Source organism: Bradyrhizobium sp. 134 (assembly GCF_023074155.1).
In the GTDB taxonomy this organism is placed as follows: domain Bacteria; phylum Pseudomonadota; class Alphaproteobacteria; order Rhizobiales; family Xanthobacteraceae; genus Bradyrhizobium.
Genome location: NZ_JADPKX010000006.1, coordinates 682,916 through 703,513, shown reverse-complemented (window position 1 = coordinate 703,513; position 20,598 = coordinate 682,916). Strand labels below are relative to the sequence as shown.

Here is a 20,598-nt window from a genome sequence, read left to right as displayed (position 1 = left end):
TTCGTCGTAGCGCTTCAGGCTCCAGAAAACATGCCCCCGGGCAACCCACGCGCTCTCGAGGTCGGGCTTGATCGAGATCGCCTTGTCGTACGCAGCCAGCGCCTCGTCGTGGCGCTTGAGATCGGTGAGAACTTCACCTCGGCCAACCCATGCACTCGGGACATCCGGCCTGGCCAACAGCGCCTGGTCGTACGTGGCAAATGCGTCGTCGTACCGCCTGAGATTCCGGAGTGCGTTGCCTCGACCAAGCCATGCAGTCTCCAGGTCAGGCCTGATCGACAACGCCTTGTCGTAGGCGACGAGGGCATCCTCGAAACGTCTGAGCTTTTCAAGGCAGCCGCCCTTGCTTGCGTAGGCATCGGCAAAGTTCGGATTGTAGAATGTCGCCTTGTCGAATTGCTCAATCGCTTCGCCATAGCTTCTCGCGAACTCGGCCAGGATCGTACCTCTGTTGTGATACGAAAGGGGATTGCGCGGATTCACCGCCAATGCGCGCGTGAAATAGGCCAGGGCTTCCTGAGGCCGATTCAGCGCTTTGAGCGCATATCCATAATTGCTGAGGGCCTCGTCGCTGCTTCCGTTCAGGGCCACGGCCGCCCTGAGATGCATCTCGGCCTCCGCAAATCGACCTTGTACGAGCTTCACCACGCCCAGGAGATGTTCGACTTCGAAGATGTTCCTGGCGGATTTTGCGATCTGCTGCAGTATTCTTTCCGCTTTGACCAAATCATGGGCGTGAAAGGCTTCGACAGCACGTCGAAATTTGGTCTGCAGTTCACCCGCCAAGTCCATTCCTCCCTCGGGACGTCGGTCAATCATACCATCGGTCCCGACATTGCAAGATGAGACCGTAGCGGCATGAGAACGTAGCGGCGTAGCCCGGCAGCCCTTCCCCGCTTTGGTCTCGAGGGCGCGGTTCCAACCGAAAGAGCAATCGCGCCAGGACAGGCTCTCCTTGATTGCGGCGACCTCCGGCGCGACGGGGTAGCCCCTCAGCCGGCGAGCGAGTTATCCCGACTAATAGTAAGAGCGCCCTTCCCGCAGCCTGACACGGGACCCCGTCGGCCGATCTGAGGGCAATCACCGCTCCATAGCTTGTGGCGAATGGCGGAGAGAGACAATCAAATCAATCACTTGCAAATGAAACACTTGATAGAGGCGGTCGGCGACGAAGGCAATCGTCCCACGCGCGGGCCATCCGATCAAATTTGAAAGCAAAATCAATCGTTTATGCGGATGAAGGGAGCCTTTGTCCGCGCCAGAACCGCTCTAAATACGGGCGCCAGAACCTCCGGCTTTGTGTCCGTTATCGCGGCGTTGCGTTCTCGCGCGGAGAGCAAACCGCTTGGTTTCGGAATTCGCTGGGAATATTCGAGCAAAAACACACGCTTCCAAATTGACCAGCCCGAGTAATTAGATGCATAAGGCTCGCACCGGAGAGGTGGCCGAGTGGCTGAAGGCAACGCTTTGCTAAAGCGTCATACGGTCTCAAGCTGTATCGAGGGTTCGAATCCCTCCCTCTCCGCCACCCCGCCGCGGAATCCGAGATCTGTGCGTTCCTTCACCTGACACGCGACGGTGGCCACATGCCTCTCCGAATCCGGTTGGCGGACCACGAGGGAACCTGATTCAGCACAAATCAGCTTCACCTGTGAAACCAAGAACGAGATTCTCCGCTCAGTGGGCGGAGACCCACGCCCTCGCCTCGCGCTGCGCGGCCGAGATGTCCGCGTCCGACATCTGCCCGGCGACTTCCTGGCGCAGCGTCACGGCGTCCTTGCGGCCCTTGAGCGCGGCGAGGTTGAACCATTTGTGCGCGGCGACGAGATCGACGAGACCGGAGCGTCCGCTCGCCCAATACAGGCCGCGCTCGAACAGCACGTCCGACAGCGCGCCTGCGTCGATCGGCGTCGCGGTCTCCAGATCGAAAGTACCCTGAAACATAACGCATCCCCTTTTTTCTTATGCCGCCTCGTCCCCCGAGCGCGGCTCCCGTCCGATCAACTGTTCAACTCATCCCCGAGGCTTGTTGCCCGTGCCGTTTGCCGGCTTGTTGGAGGTAATGATGGCGGGCAAATTTGAATGGCAGTTTAAGTATCGCGATGAAGCAGACGTAAACGCGCCCGCCCCAGGCGCGCACGACAAATGCAAGAAGTCCCGGTTTTGCAGGCACTTCTGCAATTCGTCAGATTCGGTTTACCTTGGGATTTTGGGAGAACGATAACCATCGCGCACGGTGACGGGCGTGCAGTGATGTCCCCTCCGCTCTCGTCACCGGTATTCCAGAGACAGCAATGGTCCCACGAGAAGCTGCGGCGTACTGGATCCCGGTCGGAGCCGGGCGATGACACCGCGAATGAGAAGCGGCGCGCGAACAGCGTGCAATTGCGCCGCAGCCTCCCTGTTCAAGCAGGGCGCGCCTATGAAGAAACATATGGCGGGAAGCTCGACTGCGGCCATCTTTCGAGACGCCCGCCTGCGGCGGCCCTCAGGATGAGGGACGAGTATGCGGCAACATCAACGCAGATGGATGCAGCTGAGGCTCATCCCGAGGAGGCCGCGAAGCAGTCGTCTCGAAGGACGAGGCGCTCGCTCAGGCATCGCTGAGACGTCATATGCGATAGCCCTGCCTGCTCAAGGGCAGCACAGCCACGCCGCGATCAGATCAACAATGTGGGGATATGGGAATGCCGGCAATACCCCGGCCTCATGAGAACGAGGGCGTCGGCGAACACGTCAGGACCAGCTTCCACGTTGGCCCGAAGGCCACTTGTGAAATTGCGGAGCCCCTTACGGAGAACCGCACGAACGAAGAAAACTTGTTTCTTCTGCCGGACCGGCCTTTGGCGAGCGAACCCGCGAAAGAGAACGATCCGACCGTTGACCTGATGTCTCGCCGACACCCTCTATCGTCGACCAGAACCTTCGAGAAGGCGCTGATGACGTGCCGGCTCTCTAGGAGCCGGCAACTTCAAAAAGCGAAGTTACTTCTTCTTGGCGACCTTGCGGGTCTTCTTCGCAGTCTTCTTCACTGCGCTCTTCGCCTTCTTCGCCTTCTTCGCCTTCTTAGCTTTCTTGGCCATGTTGCCCTCCGATGTGTGAGATGGCTTAATCGCTGCATGCAGTCGGGGATCGAGTGCACACTCATCCCGAATACACCAACACAACGAAAAAAACAGCGTCTCGCTTAAAGAAGTGTTGACGGCGAAACGCGCCTGCGCTGGCGAACACGATGCAAACGGACTGCACGATGTGTGCATGCGAGCGCAGAGAGTCCCCGCGGCATCGACGTTCGCAAAAGATGCGACTGCAGAAAAACACTATGCAGCAAGTATTTTTCTGCACGCGCGCATCGCGCACGATCGATGTAATGACCTGTCGCGTCAATCGCGCGAGCGCCTCGCGAGGGCGCTTCGCGGACTCTGAGTCGCGACTTTTGGCAACGAAAATATTTTCATGATTAACGGCGCGAGCGCTCGTCGGAGCGTGTGCAAGTCGCCGTTTTGCGCGAATCGCGTGGCGGCGATTCGGTCGGCGTATCGCGTTCGATCGGGATGAAGTTCGTCGCCGAGGATGCGCGCGAGCGTCGCATCGCGAACCGAAAGCGAGGTGACGACGCCTGTCCGTCACCTCGTTCGAACGTGCGAGGTCAGATGCCGAGCTTGGACTTGAGCAGCTCGTTGACGCTCTGCGGGTTGGCCTTGCCGCCGGATGCCTTCATCACCTGGCCGACGAACCAGCCGAGCGACTGCGGCTTGTCCTTGACCTGCGCCGCCTTGTCGGGATTGGCCGCGATGATGTCGTCGACAACCTTTTCGATCGCCGAAAGATCCGTGACCTGCTTCATGCCGCGGCTTTCGACCAGCGCGCGGGGATCGCCGCCCTCCTGCCAGACGATCTCGAACAGATCCTTGGCGATCTTGCCGGAGATCGTACCCTCGCCGATCAGGTCGATGATCCCTGAGAGCTGTGCGGCATCGACCGGAGAGTCCGTAATATCCCGGCCTTCCTTGTTGAGACGACCGAACAGCTCGTTGATCACCCAGTTGGCGGCGACCTTGCCGTCGCGCGCGCGGTTGGCGAGCTTTTCCAGCACGGTCTCGTAGAACACCGCGCTCTCGCGCTCGGCGACCAGCACGCTGGCGTCGTAGGACGACAGGCCGAGGTCCGCGACGAAGCGCATCTTCTTCTGGTCCGGCAACTCGGGCAGCTCAGCCTTCAGTTCGTCGACGAAGCTTTGCGAGAACTCCAGCGGCAGCAGGTCGGGATCGGGGAAGTAGCGGTAGTCGTGCGCCTCCTCCTTGGACCGCATCGACCGCGTCTCGCCCTTGTTGGGGTCATAGAGCCGGGTCTCCTGGTCGATCGCGCCGCCGTCCTCGAGGATTTCGATCTGGCGCCTGGCCTCGTACTCGATCGCCTGGCCGATGAAATTGATCGAGTTCATGTTCTTGATCTCGCAGCGGGTGCCGAGCGGCGCGCCCGGCTTGCGCACGGAGACGTTGACGTCGGCGCGCAGGGATCCCTTCTCCATGTCGCCGTCGCAGGTGCCGAGATAGCGCAGGATCGAGCGCAGCTTGGTCACATAGGCCTTGGCCTGCTCGGCATCGCGGATGTCGGGTTTGGAGACGATCTCCATCAGCGCCACGCCGCATCGGTTGAGGTCGACATAGGACATGGTCGGCGACTGATCGTGCAGCAACTTGCCGGCATCCTGTTCCAGATGCAGCCGCTCGATGCCGATGGTGGCGGTCTTGCCGCCGTCCAGTTCGACCACGACCTCGCCTTCGCCGACGATCGGCGACTTGTACTGGCTGATCTGGTAGCCCTGCGGCGAGTCCGGATAGAAATAGTTCTTGCGGTCGAACACCGAGCGCAGATTGATCTGCGCGTTCAGCCCGAGCCCGGTCCGGACAGCCTGTCTGACGCATTCCTCGTTGATGACGGGCAGCATGCCCGGCATCGCCGCGTCCACCAGCGACACATGCGTATTCGGTTCGCCGCCGAACGCGGTGGAGGCGCCGGAGAACAGCTTCGCGTTCGACGTCACCTGAGCGTGGACCTCCAGGCCGATGACCATCTCCCAGTCACCGGTTGAGCCCTTGAGAAGCTTGTGGGGTGCGGCAGGTGCGTTCATGGCTTCACTGGTTCCTTCATTGGTCCCTTGGCCGCGCGCGCTTCACCGGCTTCGAGAAGTCCGTTGAGCGACCGAAGCACCTCGGCCGGTTGGCGCAGCGCGATCTCGCGGCGGCCCATCACCTCGATCGCTCCGAACAGCGCGTCGACTTCCGGCGAGGAGGCGAACACGAAGCCGTCGAACGACGTGCTCTGCTCCTCGAAATCGCTGGAGATCTCGACGCGGTAGCCGTGCGCCTTGAGACGATCGACGACTTCGTAATGGAGGGCCTGCGAATGGGTTGCGATGAAGAGATAATCGACGCGGCGCTTGGCGAGCACGCTCTCCGCGCCCTGCAGCATCTCGACCTCGAAGGCCTGGATATCGGCATGCAAGATGTCGAGATGCTTGATCTTCCTGTCCCTGAAGAAGGCATCGACCTCGAATTTGCCCTTGCCGACGAAGGCCTTGACGAACTCGGCTCGCAAACCATTGCGCGCGAAATTATCCTGACCGGTCTTGAGACATGCGGGATCCGGCTCGACCAGAATGACCTCCGCCTTGGGCCGCGCCTTCTTGAGCCACATCGAATAGTGGCCCCAATAGGCGCCGAGCTCGATCATGGACGGCACCTCGCCGAGCCGCTTCAGCAATTCCTGGAAGACATATTCTTCCAGCGGCTCGTGGACGCCGCGATTGATGATGAGCACACTGCTGAACGGGCCGTAATACGCTCCGGGCCCGATGCCCGGAACCTTCAAGCCGTTATGCAGATAGACCTGGTCGCCTTCGACGAGGCCTGCCATCGGGACGCGTTTGATCAGGAGGTTGAGCGGATCGGAAACGATCTCGCGAAAGCGGCCGAATAAATCCTCCGGCTTCGCCTTCGGCCCCGTGAAACCAGGCTCGCTCATCCGGATGCACTCCCACCCAGCGCATCGACGATGCGCTGCCATTCTGCTTCTAGCGAATCCGTTGCCACGGGCTGGCCAGCCTGGCGGTACCAATAGCCGGCATTGCCGAGGTCGCCCTCGACCCGGTGCAGATAGGCGTGCACCCAGGCGGCCTCGCGGCTGCTCTCGTCCTGGACGATTCTGTGCGCCTGGTCCCAGTCGCCCTTGGCGGCCCACCACAAGCCAGCGAGCGGCGCGCTGAGATCCGGGGGCGGCGCGGCGCCGTCGAGGCTGCCGATATACGCCGCCATGTTCACCACCATTTCGCCGGCGTGAAGCGGCCGGCGGCCTGCTCGATCACCTCGCCGAGCGAGAACAGCGTCTCCTCGTCGAAGGGCCGGCCGATCAGCTGCAGGCCGAGCGGCAGGCCCTGCGCATCCTTGCCGGCGGGCACGGCAATGCCCGGCAGGCCCGCCATGTTCACGGTCACCGTGAAGATGTCGTTGAGGTACATCTCGACGGGGTCCGCCCCACCCTTCTCACCGATGCCGAAGGCCGCCGACGGCGTCGCCGGCGTCAGGATCGCGTCCACGCCCTTGGCGAAGCAGTCCTCAAAGTCCTTCTTGATCAGCGTACGCACCTTCTGGGCGCGCAAATAATAGGCGTCGTAATAGCCGGCCGAGAGCACGTAGGTGCCGATCATGACGCGGCGCTTCACCTCCGCGCCAAACCCTTCGGCGCGGGTGTTCTCGTAGAGTTCGTTGATGTTCCGGCCCTGCTCGCGCAGGCCGTAGCGCACGCCGTCGTAGCGCGCGAGGTTGGAGGACGCCTCCGCCGGCGCAACGATGTAATAGGCCGGCAAGGCGTATTTGGTGTGCGGCAGTGACACTTCAACGAGTTCGGCGCCGGCCGCTTTCAGCCAGGCCGCACCCGCTTCCCAAAGCTTTTCGATCTCGGCCGGCATGCCGTCGAGACGGTATTCCCTGGGAATGCCGATCTTCATGCCCTTCACGGACTTGCCGATCGCGGCCTCGTAGTCCGGCACGGCCATGTCGACCGAGGTCGTGTCCTTCGGATCGTGGCCGGCCATCGAGCGCAGCAGCATCGCGGCATCGCGCGTGCTGCGCGCGATCGGACCAGCCTGGTCGAGTGAGGAGGCAAAGGCGACGATGCCCCAACGCGAGCAGCGGCCATAGGTCGGCTTGATGCCGACGGTTGCGGTGAACGCCGCCGGCTGGCGGATCGAGCCGCCGGTGTCGGTCGCGGTCGCACCCATGCACAGCAGCGCCGCCACGGCGGAGGCCGAGCCGCCGGACGAGCCGCCCGGCACCAGCGTCGTGTTGCTCCCATCACGCCGCCAGGGATTTCCCACCGGGCCGAAGCACGAGGTCTCGTTCGACGAGCCCATCGCGAACTCGTCATTGTTGAGCTTGCCCAGCATCACCGCGCCGTCGCGCCAGAGCTGCGAGGTGATGGTGGACTCGTAAGTCGGCACGAAATTGCCGAGGATTTTCGAGCACGCCGTGGTGCGCACGCCCTTGGTCGCGAACAGGTCCTTGATGCCGAGCGGAATGCCGGCGAGCGGCCCCGCATCGCCCTTCCCGATCCTGGCGTCCGCTTCGCGCGCCATGGACCGCGCCTGGTCCGGGGTCTCCATGACGAAAGCATTGAGCACGCGCGCGGCTTCGATCGCGTTCAGATGCGCGTCGGTCAGCTCGAGGGACGTGAAAGTCTTGGCCGCGAGGCCCTTGCGGGCCTCGGCGAGCGTCAGCGATGTCAAATCGGTCATTTATTGATCGGGCTGCAGAAGAACGGAGACAGGGACTTGTCGTTGGCCGGGTCGTCTTTCTTGGCGGCCGCTTTCGCAGCCGCTTCGATCTCGTCGAGCACGGCATTCACGGCGACGTTGGGGTCGGCAGCCTTGCCCTGCCGCTCCATTTTGTCGAGATAGTTCATGTAGGCCTGATAGGCCTTCTCGTCGTCGCAAAGCATGCACATCGGACTTCGTCCTGAGACTCTTTTGACGCGTTTTCTTTACGCGAATCGGCTTCCACTTCGCTCGAAAACGCTACGTAAATTACTCAACAACCTTCGGCACCAGGAAGAAGTGACCTTCGGTCGCGGGCGCGTTGGCAACGATATCGTCGGCGATCTCGCCGTCATTGACCAAATCCTGCCGCTTCTTCATCTGCATCGGGGTGACCGAGGTCATGGGCTCCACACCCTCGACATTGACCTCCGAGAGCTGCTCGACAAAGGCGAGCATGGCGTTGAGCTCGCCCTGCAGATGCGGAACCTCGCCCTCGGAAACCGCAATGCGCGCCAGATGCGCGATGCGGCGGACGGTAGCGGCGTCGACGGACATTATATAAGGCCTCTCACGGCAAAACCTATGTGCCGTATAGCAGAGGCCGCTTTTGCGCCGCAACCGGCGGCGGGATCTATCCGGCGAGAGCTTTCAGGCGGGCCAGGGCCGATTTGGCGAGATCGCGGGTCAGTTCAGCCGCCGGGACCTCGCGGCCCAGGGCGATGGCCTGCCCGGCCCAGAGATTGGTGAAATCCACCCTGCCCTGCTTTTCGGCAGCCGCCTTCAGCGGTCCCAGCGCCGTTGCGGCATGAGGAAATGGCGGTGCGTCCGGCGAAATCGGGCCGGCCTCGCGCATCAGGCGGTTCTGGACGCCGCGCGCCGGGCGCCCCGTCATGACATTGGTGATGACGGTGGAATCATCCCGCCCGTCGGCGAGCGCCGCGCGGGCCGCCGCACTGACCTTGGATTCCGGACAGCGCAGATAGGCACTTCCGATCTGCACGCCTGCCGCGCCGAGCGCGAACGCCGCCGCGATGCCGCGGCCATCCGCAACGCCGCCAGCCGCAATCACCGGGACCTTCACCGCGTCGACCACCTGCGGCACCAGCGCAAAGGTGCCGGGCTGTTCCGAGATCTTGTCGGTCAGGAACATGCCGCGATGGCCGCCGGCCTCCGCGCCTTGTGCGATCACCGCGTCAGCGCCGTGCTGCTCGAGCCAGATCGCTTCCCTCACCGTGGTCGCCGAGGAGATGACGAGACATCCTGCCGCTTTGACCCGCTTGAGCAGCGCGGCCTCCGGCAGGCCGAAATGGAAGCTGACGATCTCGGGCTTCAGCTCCTCCACCACCTCGCAGAAGCCGGCGTCGAACGGCGCGCGGTTTGCGGCATTGATGGGTGCGGCGGGATCGAGGCCATGCTCATTGTAGTAGCCCGCGAGGCGCTGCTTCCAGCGCGCCTCCGCCTCGGCCGAGAGCTCGACCGGTGTGTGGCAGAAGAAATTCATGTTCACTGGCGCGGAGACCCGCTGCCGGATGATGTTGACCTGCTCGCGCGCCTTGTCCGGCGACAGCATCGCGCTCGGCAGCGAGCCGAGCCCCCCGCCTTGCGCAACGGCGATCACCAGCTCCGCGTCCATCACGCCAGCCATCGGCGCCAGCACGATCGGGAATTCGGTCTTGAAGAGATCGATCAGTCGACGGTTCGGCCACATGGTTGTTCTCTCGCAGTTTAGGCGGACACGCTGGAATTTCGCCGGCCGGCTAGCAGTTGCTCGGCCTCGGTCGCGATCCGTTCGACGATTTCGGCGGCGGACGGAATATCATGGATCAGGCCGACAGCCTCACCGGCAAAGACCGCGGCGACCTCAAAATTGCCCGCTGCCCTTGCCGCGGCATAGTCGACGGTCACCTCGGCGGCGCGCTGCAGCAGCTCGACCTCGCGGCCGGTCCAGCGCCTGATATGATCGTTGACCAGCGTTCGCGCGGTGAACGGCGCCGGCCAGAACAGGCTGCGCGACCAGTCGACGATGACGCCGCGCGCCGTGTCATTGGGATCAGCGTCGCGAATGCGCTGCTTGGCCTCCTCCGCACCATTGGCCTCCACGCTCGCATAGAAGCGCGTGCCGATCAGCACGCCGGAGGCGCCCAGCATCATCATCGCCGCGAGCCCGCGACCATCGGCAATTCCGCCGGCGGCAACCACCGGCACGCGCCCGACGGCGAGATCAACGATAGAAGGTACGATGTCGACGGTGGTGCGCGATGCGCCATGGCCCCCGGCTTCGGTCCCCTGCGCGATCAGGATGTCCGCACCGGCGTCGAGCGCCTGCTTCGCCATGTCCTCGCTCTGCACCTGGCAGATCAAGCGCGCCCCGGACGCCTTGATGCGCGCTGCAAATGGTGCGGGATCGCCGAATGACAGCATGATCGCTTGCGGATGGGCGTCGAGTGCGATGTCGAGAAGTCTTGGTTGTTTTGCCAGGCTCCAGGTGATGAAGCCGATACCGAACGACGCAAAGCCGCTCAGCTGCCCGGTCTCGGCCTCGAGCCGCTCCTGATCGCCGTAGCCACCACCCAGGATCCCGAAGCCGCCGGCCTCGCTGACAGCCCGCGTCAGCCGGCTGCCGGCGATCGTGTCCATCGGAGCCAGCAGGATCGGATGCTTGATCCCCAGGAGCTGGGTCAGCGGCGTGGTGATCGGCATGGCTCCTCCGCTCTCGACACGAACATTAGTCCAGAATACCATTCTCTAAAATTGAATTCTAACGAACGCTACCATCTCAAAAGCGAAACGATGCCATGGAACTCAGCGACATCCAGACCTTCGCCGCCGTCGCCCGCACCGGGGGCATCACCCGCGCGGCCGAAGAGCTCAACACGGTGCAGTCGAACGTCACCCAACGCGTGAAGGCGCTGGAGGCGGAGATCGGTACGCCGCTGTTCGAACGGCATAGCCGCGGCATGACCCTGACCGGCGCGGGCAAGCGCCTTTTGCCCTACGCGCAACGGATGTCCGCATTAGCGCGCGAGGCCGTGCTCGCTGCCTGCGACGACGGCGAGCCCAAGGGACCGCTCGCGATCGGCTCGATGGAAACGACCGCGGCCGTGCGGCTGCCGCCGCTGCTGGCTGATTTTCATCGCCGCTTTCCCGCCGTGCGGCTGAGCCTGCGCACCGCGCCCACGGCCGACCTCGTCGCTTGCGTGCTCGAAGGCACGCTCGACGGCGCCTTCGTTGCAGGTCCGATCGCGCATGCAGATCTCACCACGACGAGCGCGTTCCGCGAAGAGCTGGTGCTGGTCAGCGCGCGGCGCTGGGCCACGCTCGCCGAGCTGCGCGCCGGGACGCCGGAATCCGGCCCGACCGCGCTGACGTTCCGCACCGGCTGCACCTACCGGCAGCGGCTGGAGCAGATCTTTGTCGAGTTCGGCTGGCCGTCGGCCGCACGCTTCGACCTCGGCACGCTTGACGGCATGATCGGCTGTGTCGCCGCCGACATGGGCGTGACGCTGCTGCCGCGCGCCGTGGTCGAACGCAGCGCGATCAGCGGCAGCGTATCGATCCACGCGCTGAGCCATTCTCACGCGCAGGTCGAGACGCTCTTCATCCAGCGTCGTGCCGGACATCAAACCAGTGCGCTGAACGGATTTGCCGCCTGCCTGAAGCAAGACGACGATGTCATCGCGGCCTGAGATGCCAGCGCCGCAGCGCCACAACGGCCCAGATCGCTTCGACCACGCCGAAGGGCCAAGCCCCCTGCAGGAAGCCGTAAGCCGAACCGAGCACGCAGGACATCGCGAACAGCAGCACGAACCAGTGGCTGCGGTCTTCCAGGGCGTAAGTGACCAGCATCGCTGTCACGGCGACCAAGCCGAATAATGTCAGCGCATCCATAGTTACAGGTTCACTCCGCAGCCTGACGCGTGATATGCGCTGATCCCATGCCGGCTCTTATCCTGCCTCTCATCGATGCTGCAACCCACTGGCCCGAACGCGGCGGGTTGGTCGGCCTTGATCTCGGTACCAAGACCATCGGCGTTGCCGTCTCCAATCCGGACCGTCGGTTAGCGACCGGCGTCGAGACGATCCAGCGCAAGGCGTTCAAGCAGGATGCCGCCCGGCTGCTCGCGATTGCCAGTGAACGTAAGGCCGTCGGCTTCGTGCTCGGCCTGCCCATCAACATGGACGGCAGCGAAGGCCCGCGCGCGCAATCGACCCGGGCGTTTGCCCGCAACCTCGCCGGCCTGACCGCGCTGCCCATCGGCCTCTGGGACGAGCGTCTGTCGACCGCCGCGGTCGAGCGCGAGCTGATCGGCATGGACGTCAGCCGCGCCAAGCGCGCCGAAGTGATCGACGAGCACGCCGCGATCTTCATCCTGCAAGGCGCGCTCGACCGCCTCGCCAATCTGCGCGCAGCCCCGGGGCCCGGCTGATCCATGGCCGTCGTGATCGCGGCGCTCCTTCCCGTCTTTATCCTCATCGTGCTCGGCGTGGTGCTGAAGCGCACCCTGATGCGGCTCGACACGCAATGGAACGGGCTGGAGCGGCTGACCTATTTCGTGCTGTTTCCGATGCTGCTGATCCAGACGCTGGTGAAGGCCGACCTGTCCAGGGTGCCGGTCGCCGGCGTCGGCGGCGCGCTGCTGCTCTCCGCGCTCGCGATGTCGCTGCTCTGCCTCGCGCTCCGCCCGGCCCTGTCGCGTCTCGATATCGACGGCCCCGCCTTCACCTCGATCTTCCAGGGCGCGATCCGCTGGCAGACCTATGTGGCGCTGTCCGTCTCCGCCAATATGTTCGGCGAGGTCGGGCTGGCGCTCGCCTCCGTCGCGATGGTGGCGATCATTCCGCTGGTCAACGTCCTCAGCGTGGCGGTGCTCGCGCACTACGCCGCTCCGGAGAAGCAATCCGCGCGCGCGATCGTCATGACGGTTGTCCGCAATCCCCTGATCTGGGCCTGCGTGATCGGTCTCGTCATCAATGTCATCCACCTGCCGCTGCCCAGGATCTGGCATGAGGTGGCAGACGCACTCGGCCGCTCCTCCCTCGCCATCGGCCTGCTCGTCACCGGCGCCGGCCTGCATCTTGAAGGCCTGCTCCGCCCCAGCGCAGGCGCCGCTATCGGCGTGGTGTTCAAGCTGGTGCTGATGCCCGTGGTCGCCCTGGTGCTCGCCGTCTGGTTCGGACTGTCCGGCGACAGCCTCGCCATCGTCGCGATCTGCGCCGCGGTGCCGACTTCCACCAGCGCCTATGTGCTGGCCCGACAGATGGGCGGCGATGCCCCGCTACTGGCGCAGATCATCACGCTGCAGACGATCCTGGCGGCGATCACGATGCCGATCGCGATCGCGCTGGTGGCCTAGAACTCGTCATTTGCGAGCGCAGCTCTCCTTCTCGTCATTGCGAGGAGCCCTTGCGACGAAGCAATCCAGAGTCTCTCCGCGGACAGATTCTGGATTGCTTCGCTTCGCTCGCAATGACGGAACGTGCGCGCCCGTCGGGCTAGCTCCCCAGCCACATCGTCAGCACCACCGCCGTCAGATTGTTCAGCGCGTGCAGCACGATCGTGAGCCAGAGCGAGCTGCTGCGGTAGCGCATATAGCCGAACCAGAGGCCGATGGAGAAGACCTCGGCGAGGAAGTACAGGTCGTATTGCAGATGCACGACCGTCCACAGCAGCGACGACAGGATGATCGCGCCGGGCACGCGCAGGAAGCTCGCCGACCAGCCGCGGTAGAGGAAGCCGCGCGCCAAAACCTCTTCCGACATCGGCGCTGCCACGCTGAAGGCGAACAGCAGGAAGAAGGCTGCGCCCTTGTCGCGACCAGATTTCAACAGATCGGTCATGAAGCCCGGCGTGGCCTCGCGGCCGAGGCTCCGCGACATCGTCTCCCAGGCCACGACGATCAGGATGAGGCCAACAGCGCCAAACAGGAGTTGCTTCCAGGACGGCCAGCGTAGCGCGAGATAGTCGACGAAGGAGGCCTTCTTGATGCGGATGGCAAGCCACACCGCAGCCAGTGTCGCCGGCAAGCCCAGTATCACCGACAGCGCGAGCGCCTGCGGCTCGCCGCCGACGAGCTGAAGCGAGGCGAGGTCCATCGGCAGGCCACGCTGCACCGCCAGCAGAACGATGGCGCCGATCTGCCCGACGAACATTGCAGCGAAGATAACGATCCCCCACAGCGCCGTGCCCCAGAATTTCCAGACGCGCGGCGCCTCGTGCGCAGGCGTCACGGTCGGCGGCGGATGATCGGGATTGAGCGAATCCATCAAAGCGCTTTCATTGGGAGGCATTCCGGGCGGGTCGGTTGCGATCTACTTCATCCGCGGCGGAATCGGGAAATCATAGGCCGCCCCGCCCGCCCCCGGCAGTGAAAAGTGCCACCACTCCTTCGCATAGTTCACAAAGCCTTGCCTCGCCATCGCAGCCACGAGCCGCTTGCGCCAGGCGCGCTGGTCCGGACTGATCGACGGTGCGGCGGTATGCCCTTTCGCGTCCGTGCAGTCGTAACCCGTGCCCATGTCGACACTGCCCTCGGGCGGTCGCGCCTCGACCGGCGCGGTACAGTCGGCGTAGGCCTTTGACGGGTCGTATTTGCCTGAATTGTCCGCCTTGAGATCGACCAGCGTGAGATCGAGCGCGGCGCCCGTCGAATGCTGCGAGCGGCTTGCGATGTAGCCGAGGCGGAACAGCTCGGTCTTGGGAATTTTGGGATTGTAGCGCCGCTCGGCAACCGTCTCCTGGCCGTTCTGCGACCACCTGACCATGTCGAGCGAGGCCCGCGCCGGCCGGTAGCAGTCGAACATTTTCAGCGAGAGATTTTGCGCCACCAGTTCCTGCTGCACCGCCTTCAACCGCAGCCCAATCTCCCGCTTCACCACGCATTCGCCGACGCCGTAGCCGGCGAGCGGACGGCCGACGAAATTGTTCGAGGTGGCGTAGCGGATGTCCTGGATGATGCTGGGGTCGATGTCGCGCAAATAGACGAAACCGCGGGGAAGCGATTGGGCGCGGGCGGTGCTGATCGTCATGAGCGCCAGGAGCGCTGCCAGAATTGATTTCACGAAATGCATCCCAGTCGTCATGGCCGGGCTTGTCCCGGCCATCCACGCCTTTTCTGCGACAGCACCTTAAGAAAGTGGATGCCCGGGACAAGCCCGGGCATGACGAAGAAGACGGAGACAGCTCACGCCACAGCGATAAGACCGACAGATCGGGGGATAACTCCCCGCCCGGGCTTTGGCCCTTGCCCCCCCGGCCATCCCCGCCTATAGCTCTCGCTTTAATGACATCGAAATCGACCTTCGTCCTCGGCCACCGGCATTTGCTGGGCATCGAGGGCCTTTCCGCGGCCGACATCACCGGCCTCCTCGACCTGTCCGAAGAATATGTCGAGCTCAACCGCCAGGTTGACAAGAAGCGCACCGTCCTGCGTGGACGGACGCAGGTAAACCTCTTCTTCGAGGCTTCCACCCGGACCCAATCCTCGTTCGAGCTCGCCGGCAAACGGCTGGGCGCCGACGTCATGAACATGTCGGTGTCCTCCTCGTCCATCAAAAAGGGCGAGACGCTGGTCGACACCGCCATGACGCTCAACGCCATGCACCCGGATATCCTGGTGGTGCGCCATCACGCCTCCGGCGCGGTGGAACTGCTGGCCCGCAAGGTCGACGGTTCCGTGATCAATGCCGGCGACGGCGCGCATGAGCATCCGACACAAGCCCTGCTCGACGCGCTGACCATCCGCCGCAACAAGGGTCGGCTCGAGGGCCTCGTGGTCGCGATCTGCGGCGACGTGCTGCATTCGCGCGTCGCCCGCTCCAACATCATCCTGCTCAACGCGATGGGCGCCCGCGTCCGCGTCGTGGGCCCCTCCACGCTGCTGCCGCCCGGCATCGAGCGGATGGGCGTCGAGGTCGCGCGAGACATGCGCGAGGGGCTCAACGGCGCCGACATCGTCATGATGCTGCGGCTCCAGCGCGAGCGCATGAACGGCTCCTTCGTGCCGTCGACCTCCGAGTATTTCCATTATTTCGGGCTGGATCAGAAGAAGCTCGCCTACGCCAAGCCAGACGCCCTTGTCATGCATCCCGGCCCCATGAACCGCGGCGTCGAGATCGACACTGCGGTTGCTGACGGCGCGCAGTCCCTGATCCGCGAACAGGTGGAAATGGGCGTGGCCGTGCGCATGGCGGTGCTGGAAGCGCTCGCCCGCAACCTGCCGAACGCGTGATGCTCATGTTGACCGACCGCCGACCCATCCTGCTTGCCAACGCCCGCGTCGTCGACCCCTCCCGGGATTTTGATGGCCCCGGCGACGTCCTGATTGCCGACGGCATCATCCGGGAGACCCGCCGCGGCATTGGCGCTGCCGGCGTCCCCGAGGGCACCGACGTCGTCAACTGCGCCGGCAAGATCGTCGCACCCGGCCTGATCGACATGCGCGCCTTCGTCGGCGAGCCCGGCTTCAGCCATCGCGAGACCTTTGCCTCTGCGAGCCAGGCGGCTGCGACCGGCGGCATCACCACCATCATCTGCCAGCCCGATACCTTGCCGGTGATCGACAACTCGGCGACCGTCGACTTCGTGATGCGTCGCGCCCGCGACACCGCGATCGTCAACATCCAGCCGATGGCGGCGCTGACCAAGGGCATGCACGGCGAGGAGATGACCGAGTTCGGCCTCCTCAAGGCGGCCGGCGCGATCGCCTTCAGCGATTGCGACAAGAGCGTGATCAATGCGCAGGTGATGCGCCGCGCCTTGACCTACGCGCGCGATTTCGACGCGCTGATCGTGCACTACACCGAGGATCGCGATCTCGTCGGCGAAGGCGTGATGAACGAGGGCGAATTCGCCTCGCGACTCGGACTGATGGGCATCCCGAACGCGGCGGAGGCCGTGATGCTGGAGCGCGACATGCGCCTGGTCGCGCTCACCGGCGGCCGCTATCACGCGGCGTCGCTGACCTGCATCGAGTCGCTCGAAATCCTCCGGCGCGCCCGCGACGCCGGCCTCGCCGTGACCGCCTCGGCCTCGATCAACCACCTTGCGCTGAACGAGAACGACATCGGCCCTTACCGTTCGTTCCTGAAGCTGTCGCCGCCGCTGCGCACCGAGGACGACCGCCGCGCGCTGGTCGCAGCTGTGGCCTCCGGCCTCGTCGACGTCATCATGTCCGACCACAATCCGCAGGACGTCGAGGTCAAGCGCCTGCCTTTCGCGGAAGCTGCCCCCGGCGCCATCGGGCTGGAGACCATGCTCCCGGCGGGCCTTCGCCTCGTGCACAATGACGAGCTGGACCTCAAGACGCTGATCCGGGCGATGTCGACCCGGCCGGCCGAGATTTTGGGATTGCCTGGCGGAACCCTGCGCACGGGCGCCCCGGCCGACGTCATCGTGATCGACCCCGATGTCCCCTGGGTGGTCGATCCGGCCGACCTCAAATCGCCCTGCAAGAACACGCCGTTCGATGAAGCGCGCTTTACAGGGCGCGTGGTGCGCACCATTGTCGGCGGACGGACGGTGTACGAGCATGTCTGACGTGCGGAGCTGCAGCCAGGGAATTTGCAGACATGGCGCTTGAATTGTTCCTGCCGGTGGCTTTTGTCATCGGCTACCTGCTCGGCTCGATTCCGTTCGGACTGATCCTGACGAAACTCGGCGGCACGCAGGACATCCGCTCGATCGGCTCCGGCAGCATCGGCGCCACCAATGTGCTGCGCACGGGGCGCAAGGGCCTTGCCGCCGCAACCCTGCTGTTCGACGCGCTCAAGGGCACCGTGGCGGTGGTGATCGCGGGCTACATCGCCGGTCCCAATGCCGCGATGCTGGCCGGACTTGGCGCCTTCCTCGGCCATCTCTTCCCGGTCTGGCTTAAATTCAAAGGCGGCAAGGGTGTCGCCGTCTATATCGGCATCATGCTCGGGCTGTTCTGGCCGGCTGCGGTGGTGTTCTGCCTGCTCTGGTTGGCGACCGCCTTCACCGCCCGCTATTCCTCGCTCTCGGCCCTGGTCGCCTCGTTCGTCACCCCGCTGTTCCTGTTGTGGTTCGGCCAACCCGCACTCGCTGCACTGGCGGCGGTGCTGACGCTGCTGCTGTTCTACGCCCATCGCGAGAACATCAAGCGACTGCAATCGGGCAAGGAAAGCCGGATCGGCGAGAAGGCATAAGCCGGGAATCCACGGATACCGCGGCACCCCTTCTGCATTATATCGCAAATGGTGTTCGCAACTTGCAGCCGAATCACGGCTGTATGGACGAACGGGTTCCAGGCCTTGGCCCTGATCGTGGGCATGGCTCTACGCGGTTGCTCAGAATGAGCGAGAAAATTGTCAGCGCGCACGTTGAAGGTGGCTTGCAGGGCACTGCGGCAAGCCGGATGCTCTCGACCACGGATATCTGGTCCGGTGCGCCCTCGCCGCTTCCTGCTCCCAAGTCTGTGCCCGTTTCGCCACCAGCGCCGCAGCCTGCTCGCATCGCGCAAGCTCCTGTGACAGTTGAGGCCGTGATCGCCGCGGGACCAGTTGCACCCGCGCAACCCCTAGCCAACCAATGGCCGCCGCAAAAGCTGTCGCTGGCGCTTCAGGGCGGCGGCACCTTCGCCGCGTTCACCTGGGGCGTGCTGGAGCGGCTGCTGGAAGAGCCATCCATCGCGATCGACACCATCAGCGGCGCCAGTGCCGGCGCCATCAACGCGCTGCTGCTCGCCTCCGGTTTCGCCGAGGGCGGCCGCGAAGGCGCGCGCGCGCGGCTGAACCGGTTCTGGATCCGGCTGATGCACGAGGCCTCGTTCCGATCGCTGATGCTGATCGGCGGCTTCTCGCCGGCGGGAAGCTCGGTCGCGTTCGGTCCGACGCTGCGCTCCGGCCAGTTCGATCCGTTCGATCTCGATCCGCTGCGGCAGGCCCTGTCGCGCGACATCAACTTTTCCGCCTTGCGCGACCCGCGCTGCCCGAAGCTGCTGATCGCGGCGACCCGGATCCGCGACGGGCAGCAGCAGATATTCCGCAACGACGTGATCAGCGCCGACGTCGCGCTGGCCTCGACCTGTCCGCCGCTGGTTCATTGCGCGGTGGAGATCGACGGCGAGGCTTATTGGGACGGCGGCCTCGGCGGCAATCCGCCCCTGCTGCGGCTCGTGCAGGAGACGACGAGCACCGAAATCCTGCTGGTCCAGGTCACGCCGGCGCGCGACAGCTACGTGCCGATCACGCTCGCCGCGATCGACCGCAGGCTGGATCAGATCGCGGCCAACGCCGCCCTCAATGCCGAGATCGCAGCGATGGAATGGGCGCAATCGCAGGCCGCATCGTCGCTGCGGCTCTCCAGGATCGCCGCGGAAGATTTCGTCGACGGCCTGGCGCAGCGCTCGTCCACCGACCTCGGCCGCGGCTTCATTCGCGCGCTTCACCGCAGCGGCCGCGAGGCCGCCGGGCGCTGGCTCAAGCAAGGCACCGATCACAGCGCAGCGCCGGCCGCATCCGGCCAGCGCATCGTTCCCCGCGAGCCTGCGCTAGCCTGATTTCGCCAGCGCCTGCTCCAGGAACCACGCCGTCGCCAGCGCATGCGCGTCGTTGCCGAAGCGTGCGATCACCTGCACGCCGATCGGCAGGCCATTGACCTTGAGCACGGGCACGTTGACGCAAGGGTTGCCCATCAGCGTCCAGAGCCTGTTGTAGCGGGGGTCGCCGGTGCTCGCGAGCTCCTTGGCCGGCGGCGTGCCCGGCGCCGAATAGGTCAGCAGCACGTCGAACCGCTCGAACAATTCGCCGATCTCGCGGCGTCCGCGGCGGCTGATCCGCCGCGCGTCGTCATAGTCCTTGGGTGTGAGACCGACCGTCGCATCGAGACTGGCGCGCAGCATCGGCGCGATCTCGTCGTGGCGTTCGGAAAATTCCCAGGCGAGCGCGCGATGCGCCTCGAAGTCCTGGATCACAGGATGGATGCGCCAGGCCTCCTGCACCGCCTCCGGCAGATCGATAGTCTTCACGCTGGCGCCAGCCTTCTCGGCGGCCTTGATCGCGGCTTGCAGCCCCTCTTCGGCGGCCGGCTCCACGGCACCGGCAAACTCCTGCCTGACCACGCCGATGCGCGGCGCCTTCGCCGGCACGATGCCGGCAAATTCGGTGCGGCCGGTCATCGCCAGCAATCCGCGCGCGAGGTCCTCCGCGCGCGCGCCGAACAGGCCGACCGTGTCGAGCGCCCACGAATAGCATTTTACGCCGACCGTCGGCAGCATCCGGAACGACGGCTTGATCGCGGCGGTGCCGCAATAGGCAGCGGGGCGGATCACTGAGCCGCCGGTCTGGGTGCCCAGCGCCAGCGGGATCATGCCGGCGCCGACGGCCGAAGCCGAGCCCGAGGACGAGCCGCCCGGCGTATGGCCGAGGTTATGCGGATTGAGCGTCGGGGTTGGATCGCGCGAGGCGAACGCTGTGGTCGTGGTCTTGCCGATGATGGTGGCGCCCGCACGCTTCAGCATCATCACCACCGGCGCGTCGGCGCGCGGTTGCCAGCCGCGATAGATCGACGATCCCATCTCGGTCGGGAAATCGGCGGTGTCGATGATGTCCTTGATCCCGACCGCGATACCGCGCAGCGGCCCGGCGCCTTGCGCCTTCGCGGAGCTGTCGTGACGGACGAAGGCGTGGACCTCCTTCTCCCGCGCCTCGATCGCCGCATGCGATTGCGCTATGGCGGACTCGGGCGAAAGCTCGCCCGCTTCGATGCGGCGCTGGAGGTCGGCGAGTGAGATCATGGCAATACCCTTCTTATTGGGATCGCTTTT

At 64.6% G+C, this 20,598-nt stretch carries 21 protein-coding genes and 1 tRNA gene; 9 read left to right on the top strand and 13 right to left on the bottom strand.

The genetic code is table 11. The features are described from left to right. Window positions 1–108: 108 nt before the first annotated feature. Together IVA75_RS04415 and IVA75_RS04410 are read left to right on the top strand one after the other, a co-directional pair. Window positions 109–846 (top strand): hypothetical protein, encoded by a 738-nt coding sequence (locus IVA75_RS04415; protein ID WP_247286783.1) that lies wholly within the window; start codon window positions 109–111, stop codon window positions 844–846. 589 nt (window positions 847–1,435) lie between these two features. Beyond that, window positions 1,436–1,528: transfer RNA gene (locus IVA75_RS04410), tRNA-Ser, on the top strand. A gap of 149 nt (window positions 1,529–1,677) precedes the next feature. Here IVA75_RS04410 and IVA75_RS04405 read toward each other — a convergent pair. From IVA75_RS04405 to IVA75_RS04365, 9 genes are all read right to left on the bottom strand, one after another. After that, a complete protein-coding gene (locus tag IVA75_RS04405) occupies window positions 1,678–1,944 on the bottom strand; it encodes a hypothetical protein (RefSeq protein WP_007611206.1) in 267 nt (88 codons plus the stop codon). 1,705 nt (window positions 1,945–3,649) lie between these two features. After that, window positions 3,650–5,134 (bottom strand): Asp-tRNA(Asn)/Glu-tRNA(Gln) amidotransferase subunit GatB, encoded by a 1,485-nt coding sequence (gatB, locus tag IVA75_RS04400; protein ID WP_247286784.1) that lies wholly within the window; start codon window positions 5,132–5,134, stop codon window positions 3,650–3,652. Further along, the gene (locus tag IVA75_RS04395) at window positions 5,131–6,027 is read right to left on the bottom strand and encodes an FkbM family methyltransferase (RefSeq protein WP_247286786.1); all 897 of its coding nucleotides are present in this window, start codon (window positions 6,025–6,027) and stop codon (window positions 5,131–5,133) included. The genes gatB and IVA75_RS04395 overlap by 4 nt, the downstream gene beginning before the upstream one ends. Next, the gene (locus tag IVA75_RS04390) at window positions 6,024–6,329 is read right to left on the bottom strand and encodes a hypothetical protein (protein ID WP_247286788.1); all 306 of its coding nucleotides are present in this window, start codon (window positions 6,327–6,329) and stop codon (window positions 6,024–6,026) included. Before IVA75_RS04390 ends, IVA75_RS04395 begins: the two co-directional genes overlap by 4 nt. Beyond that, a complete protein-coding gene (gene gatA / locus IVA75_RS04385) occupies window positions 6,320–7,795 on the bottom strand; it encodes an Asp-tRNA(Asn)/Glu-tRNA(Gln) amidotransferase subunit GatA (RefSeq protein ID WP_247286790.1) in 1,476 nt (491 codons plus the stop codon). The genes IVA75_RS04390 and gatA overlap by 10 nt, the downstream gene beginning before the upstream one ends. After that, the gene (locus tag IVA75_RS04380) at window positions 7,792–8,004 is read right to left on the bottom strand and encodes a hypothetical protein (RefSeq protein WP_007611210.1); all 213 of its coding nucleotides are present in this window, start codon (window positions 8,002–8,004) and stop codon (window positions 7,792–7,794) included. Before IVA75_RS04380 ends, gatA begins: the two co-directional genes overlap by 4 nt. Window positions 8,005–8,083: 79 nt before the next feature. Continuing rightward, complete coding sequence (gene gatC / locus IVA75_RS04375) at window positions 8,084–8,371, bottom strand: Asp-tRNA(Asn)/Glu-tRNA(Gln) amidotransferase subunit GatC (protein ID WP_007603335.1); 288 nt, start codon at window positions 8,369–8,371, stop codon at window positions 8,084–8,086. A gap of 76 nt (window positions 8,372–8,447) precedes the next feature. Continuing rightward, complete coding sequence (locus tag IVA75_RS04370) at window positions 8,448–9,524, bottom strand: nitronate monooxygenase family protein (RefSeq protein ID WP_247286791.1); 1,077 nt, start codon at window positions 9,522–9,524, stop codon at window positions 8,448–8,450. A 17-nt stretch (window positions 9,525–9,541) separates the two neighbouring features. Continuing rightward, window positions 9,542–10,516 (bottom strand): nitronate monooxygenase, encoded by a 975-nt coding sequence (locus IVA75_RS04365; protein WP_247286793.1) that lies wholly within the window; start codon window positions 10,514–10,516, stop codon window positions 9,542–9,544. Window positions 10,517–10,611: 95 nt separating this feature from the next. Between IVA75_RS04365 and IVA75_RS04360 the strand changes: the two genes are divergently transcribed. Next, window positions 10,612–11,502 carry a LysR family transcriptional regulator gene (locus IVA75_RS04360; RefSeq protein WP_247286796.1) on the top strand — a complete coding sequence of 297 codons (891 nt, stop codon included), beginning with the start codon at window positions 10,612–10,614 and terminating at the stop codon, window positions 11,500–11,502. On the opposite strand, the gene IVA75_RS04355 is transcribed toward IVA75_RS04360, so the two are convergent. Next, a complete protein-coding gene (locus IVA75_RS04355; RefSeq protein ID WP_247286798.1) occupies window positions 11,489–11,704 on the bottom strand; it encodes a hypothetical protein in 216 nt (71 codons plus the stop codon). The genes IVA75_RS04360 and IVA75_RS04355 overlap by 14 nt on opposite strands. Window positions 11,705–11,751: 47 nt before the next feature. Here IVA75_RS04355 and ruvX point away from each other — a divergent pair, with 47 nt between their 5' ends. Further along, a complete protein-coding gene (gene ruvX, locus IVA75_RS04350) occupies window positions 11,752–12,243 on the top strand; it encodes a Holliday junction resolvase RuvX (protein ID WP_247286801.1) in 492 nt (163 codons plus the stop codon). 3 nt (window positions 12,244–12,246) lie between these two features. After that, window positions 12,247–13,170, top strand: a complete 924-nt coding sequence (locus IVA75_RS04345; RefSeq protein WP_247286803.1) for an AEC family transporter — start codon at window positions 12,247–12,249, stop codon at window positions 13,168–13,170. A 139-nt stretch (window positions 13,171–13,309) separates the two neighbouring features. On the opposite strand, the gene IVA75_RS04340 is transcribed toward IVA75_RS04345, so the two are convergent. After that, window positions 13,310–14,080 carry a type II CAAX endopeptidase family protein gene (locus tag IVA75_RS04340; protein ID WP_247286805.1) on the bottom strand — a complete coding sequence of 257 codons (771 nt, stop codon included), beginning with the start codon at window positions 14,078–14,080 and terminating at the stop codon, window positions 13,310–13,312. Window positions 14,081–14,125: 45 nt separating this feature from the next. Continuing rightward, window positions 14,126–14,884: a M15 family metallopeptidase gene (locus tag IVA75_RS04335; RefSeq protein ID WP_247287421.1), complete on the bottom strand. Its 759-nt coding sequence runs from the start codon at window positions 14,882–14,884 to the stop codon at window positions 14,126–14,128. A 212-nt stretch (window positions 14,885–15,096) separates the two neighbouring features. Here IVA75_RS04335 and IVA75_RS04330 point away from each other — a divergent pair, with 212 nt between their 5' ends. From IVA75_RS04330 to IVA75_RS04315, 4 genes are all read left to right on the top strand, one after another. After that, window positions 15,097–16,044 carry an aspartate carbamoyltransferase catalytic subunit gene (locus IVA75_RS04330; RefSeq protein WP_007603315.1) on the top strand — a complete coding sequence of 316 codons (948 nt, stop codon included), beginning with the start codon at window positions 15,097–15,099 and terminating at the stop codon, window positions 16,042–16,044. A 5-nt stretch (window positions 16,045–16,049) separates the two neighbouring features. Further along, a complete protein-coding gene (locus IVA75_RS04325) occupies window positions 16,050–17,351 on the top strand; it encodes a dihydroorotase (RefSeq protein ID WP_247287423.1) in 1,302 nt (433 codons plus the stop codon). 32 nt (window positions 17,352–17,383) lie between these two features. Further along, window positions 17,384–17,980, top strand: a complete 597-nt coding sequence (gene plsY, locus IVA75_RS04320) for a glycerol-3-phosphate 1-O-acyltransferase PlsY (protein ID WP_247286807.1) — start codon at window positions 17,384–17,386, stop codon at window positions 17,978–17,980. 146 nt (window positions 17,981–18,126) lie between these two features. Continuing rightward, complete coding sequence (locus IVA75_RS04315; protein WP_247286809.1) at window positions 18,127–19,332, top strand: patatin-like phospholipase family protein; 1,206 nt, start codon at window positions 18,127–18,129, stop codon at window positions 19,330–19,332. Here the strand turns inward: IVA75_RS04315 and IVA75_RS04310 are convergent. Then, window positions 19,324–20,568 carry an amidase gene (locus IVA75_RS04310; protein WP_247358611.1) on the bottom strand — a complete coding sequence of 415 codons (1,245 nt, stop codon included), beginning with the start codon at window positions 20,566–20,568 and terminating at the stop codon, window positions 19,324–19,326. The two genes, IVA75_RS04315 and IVA75_RS04310, sit on opposite strands and share 9 nt — an antisense overlap. Between the last annotated feature and the right edge of the window lie 30 nt (window positions 20,569–20,598).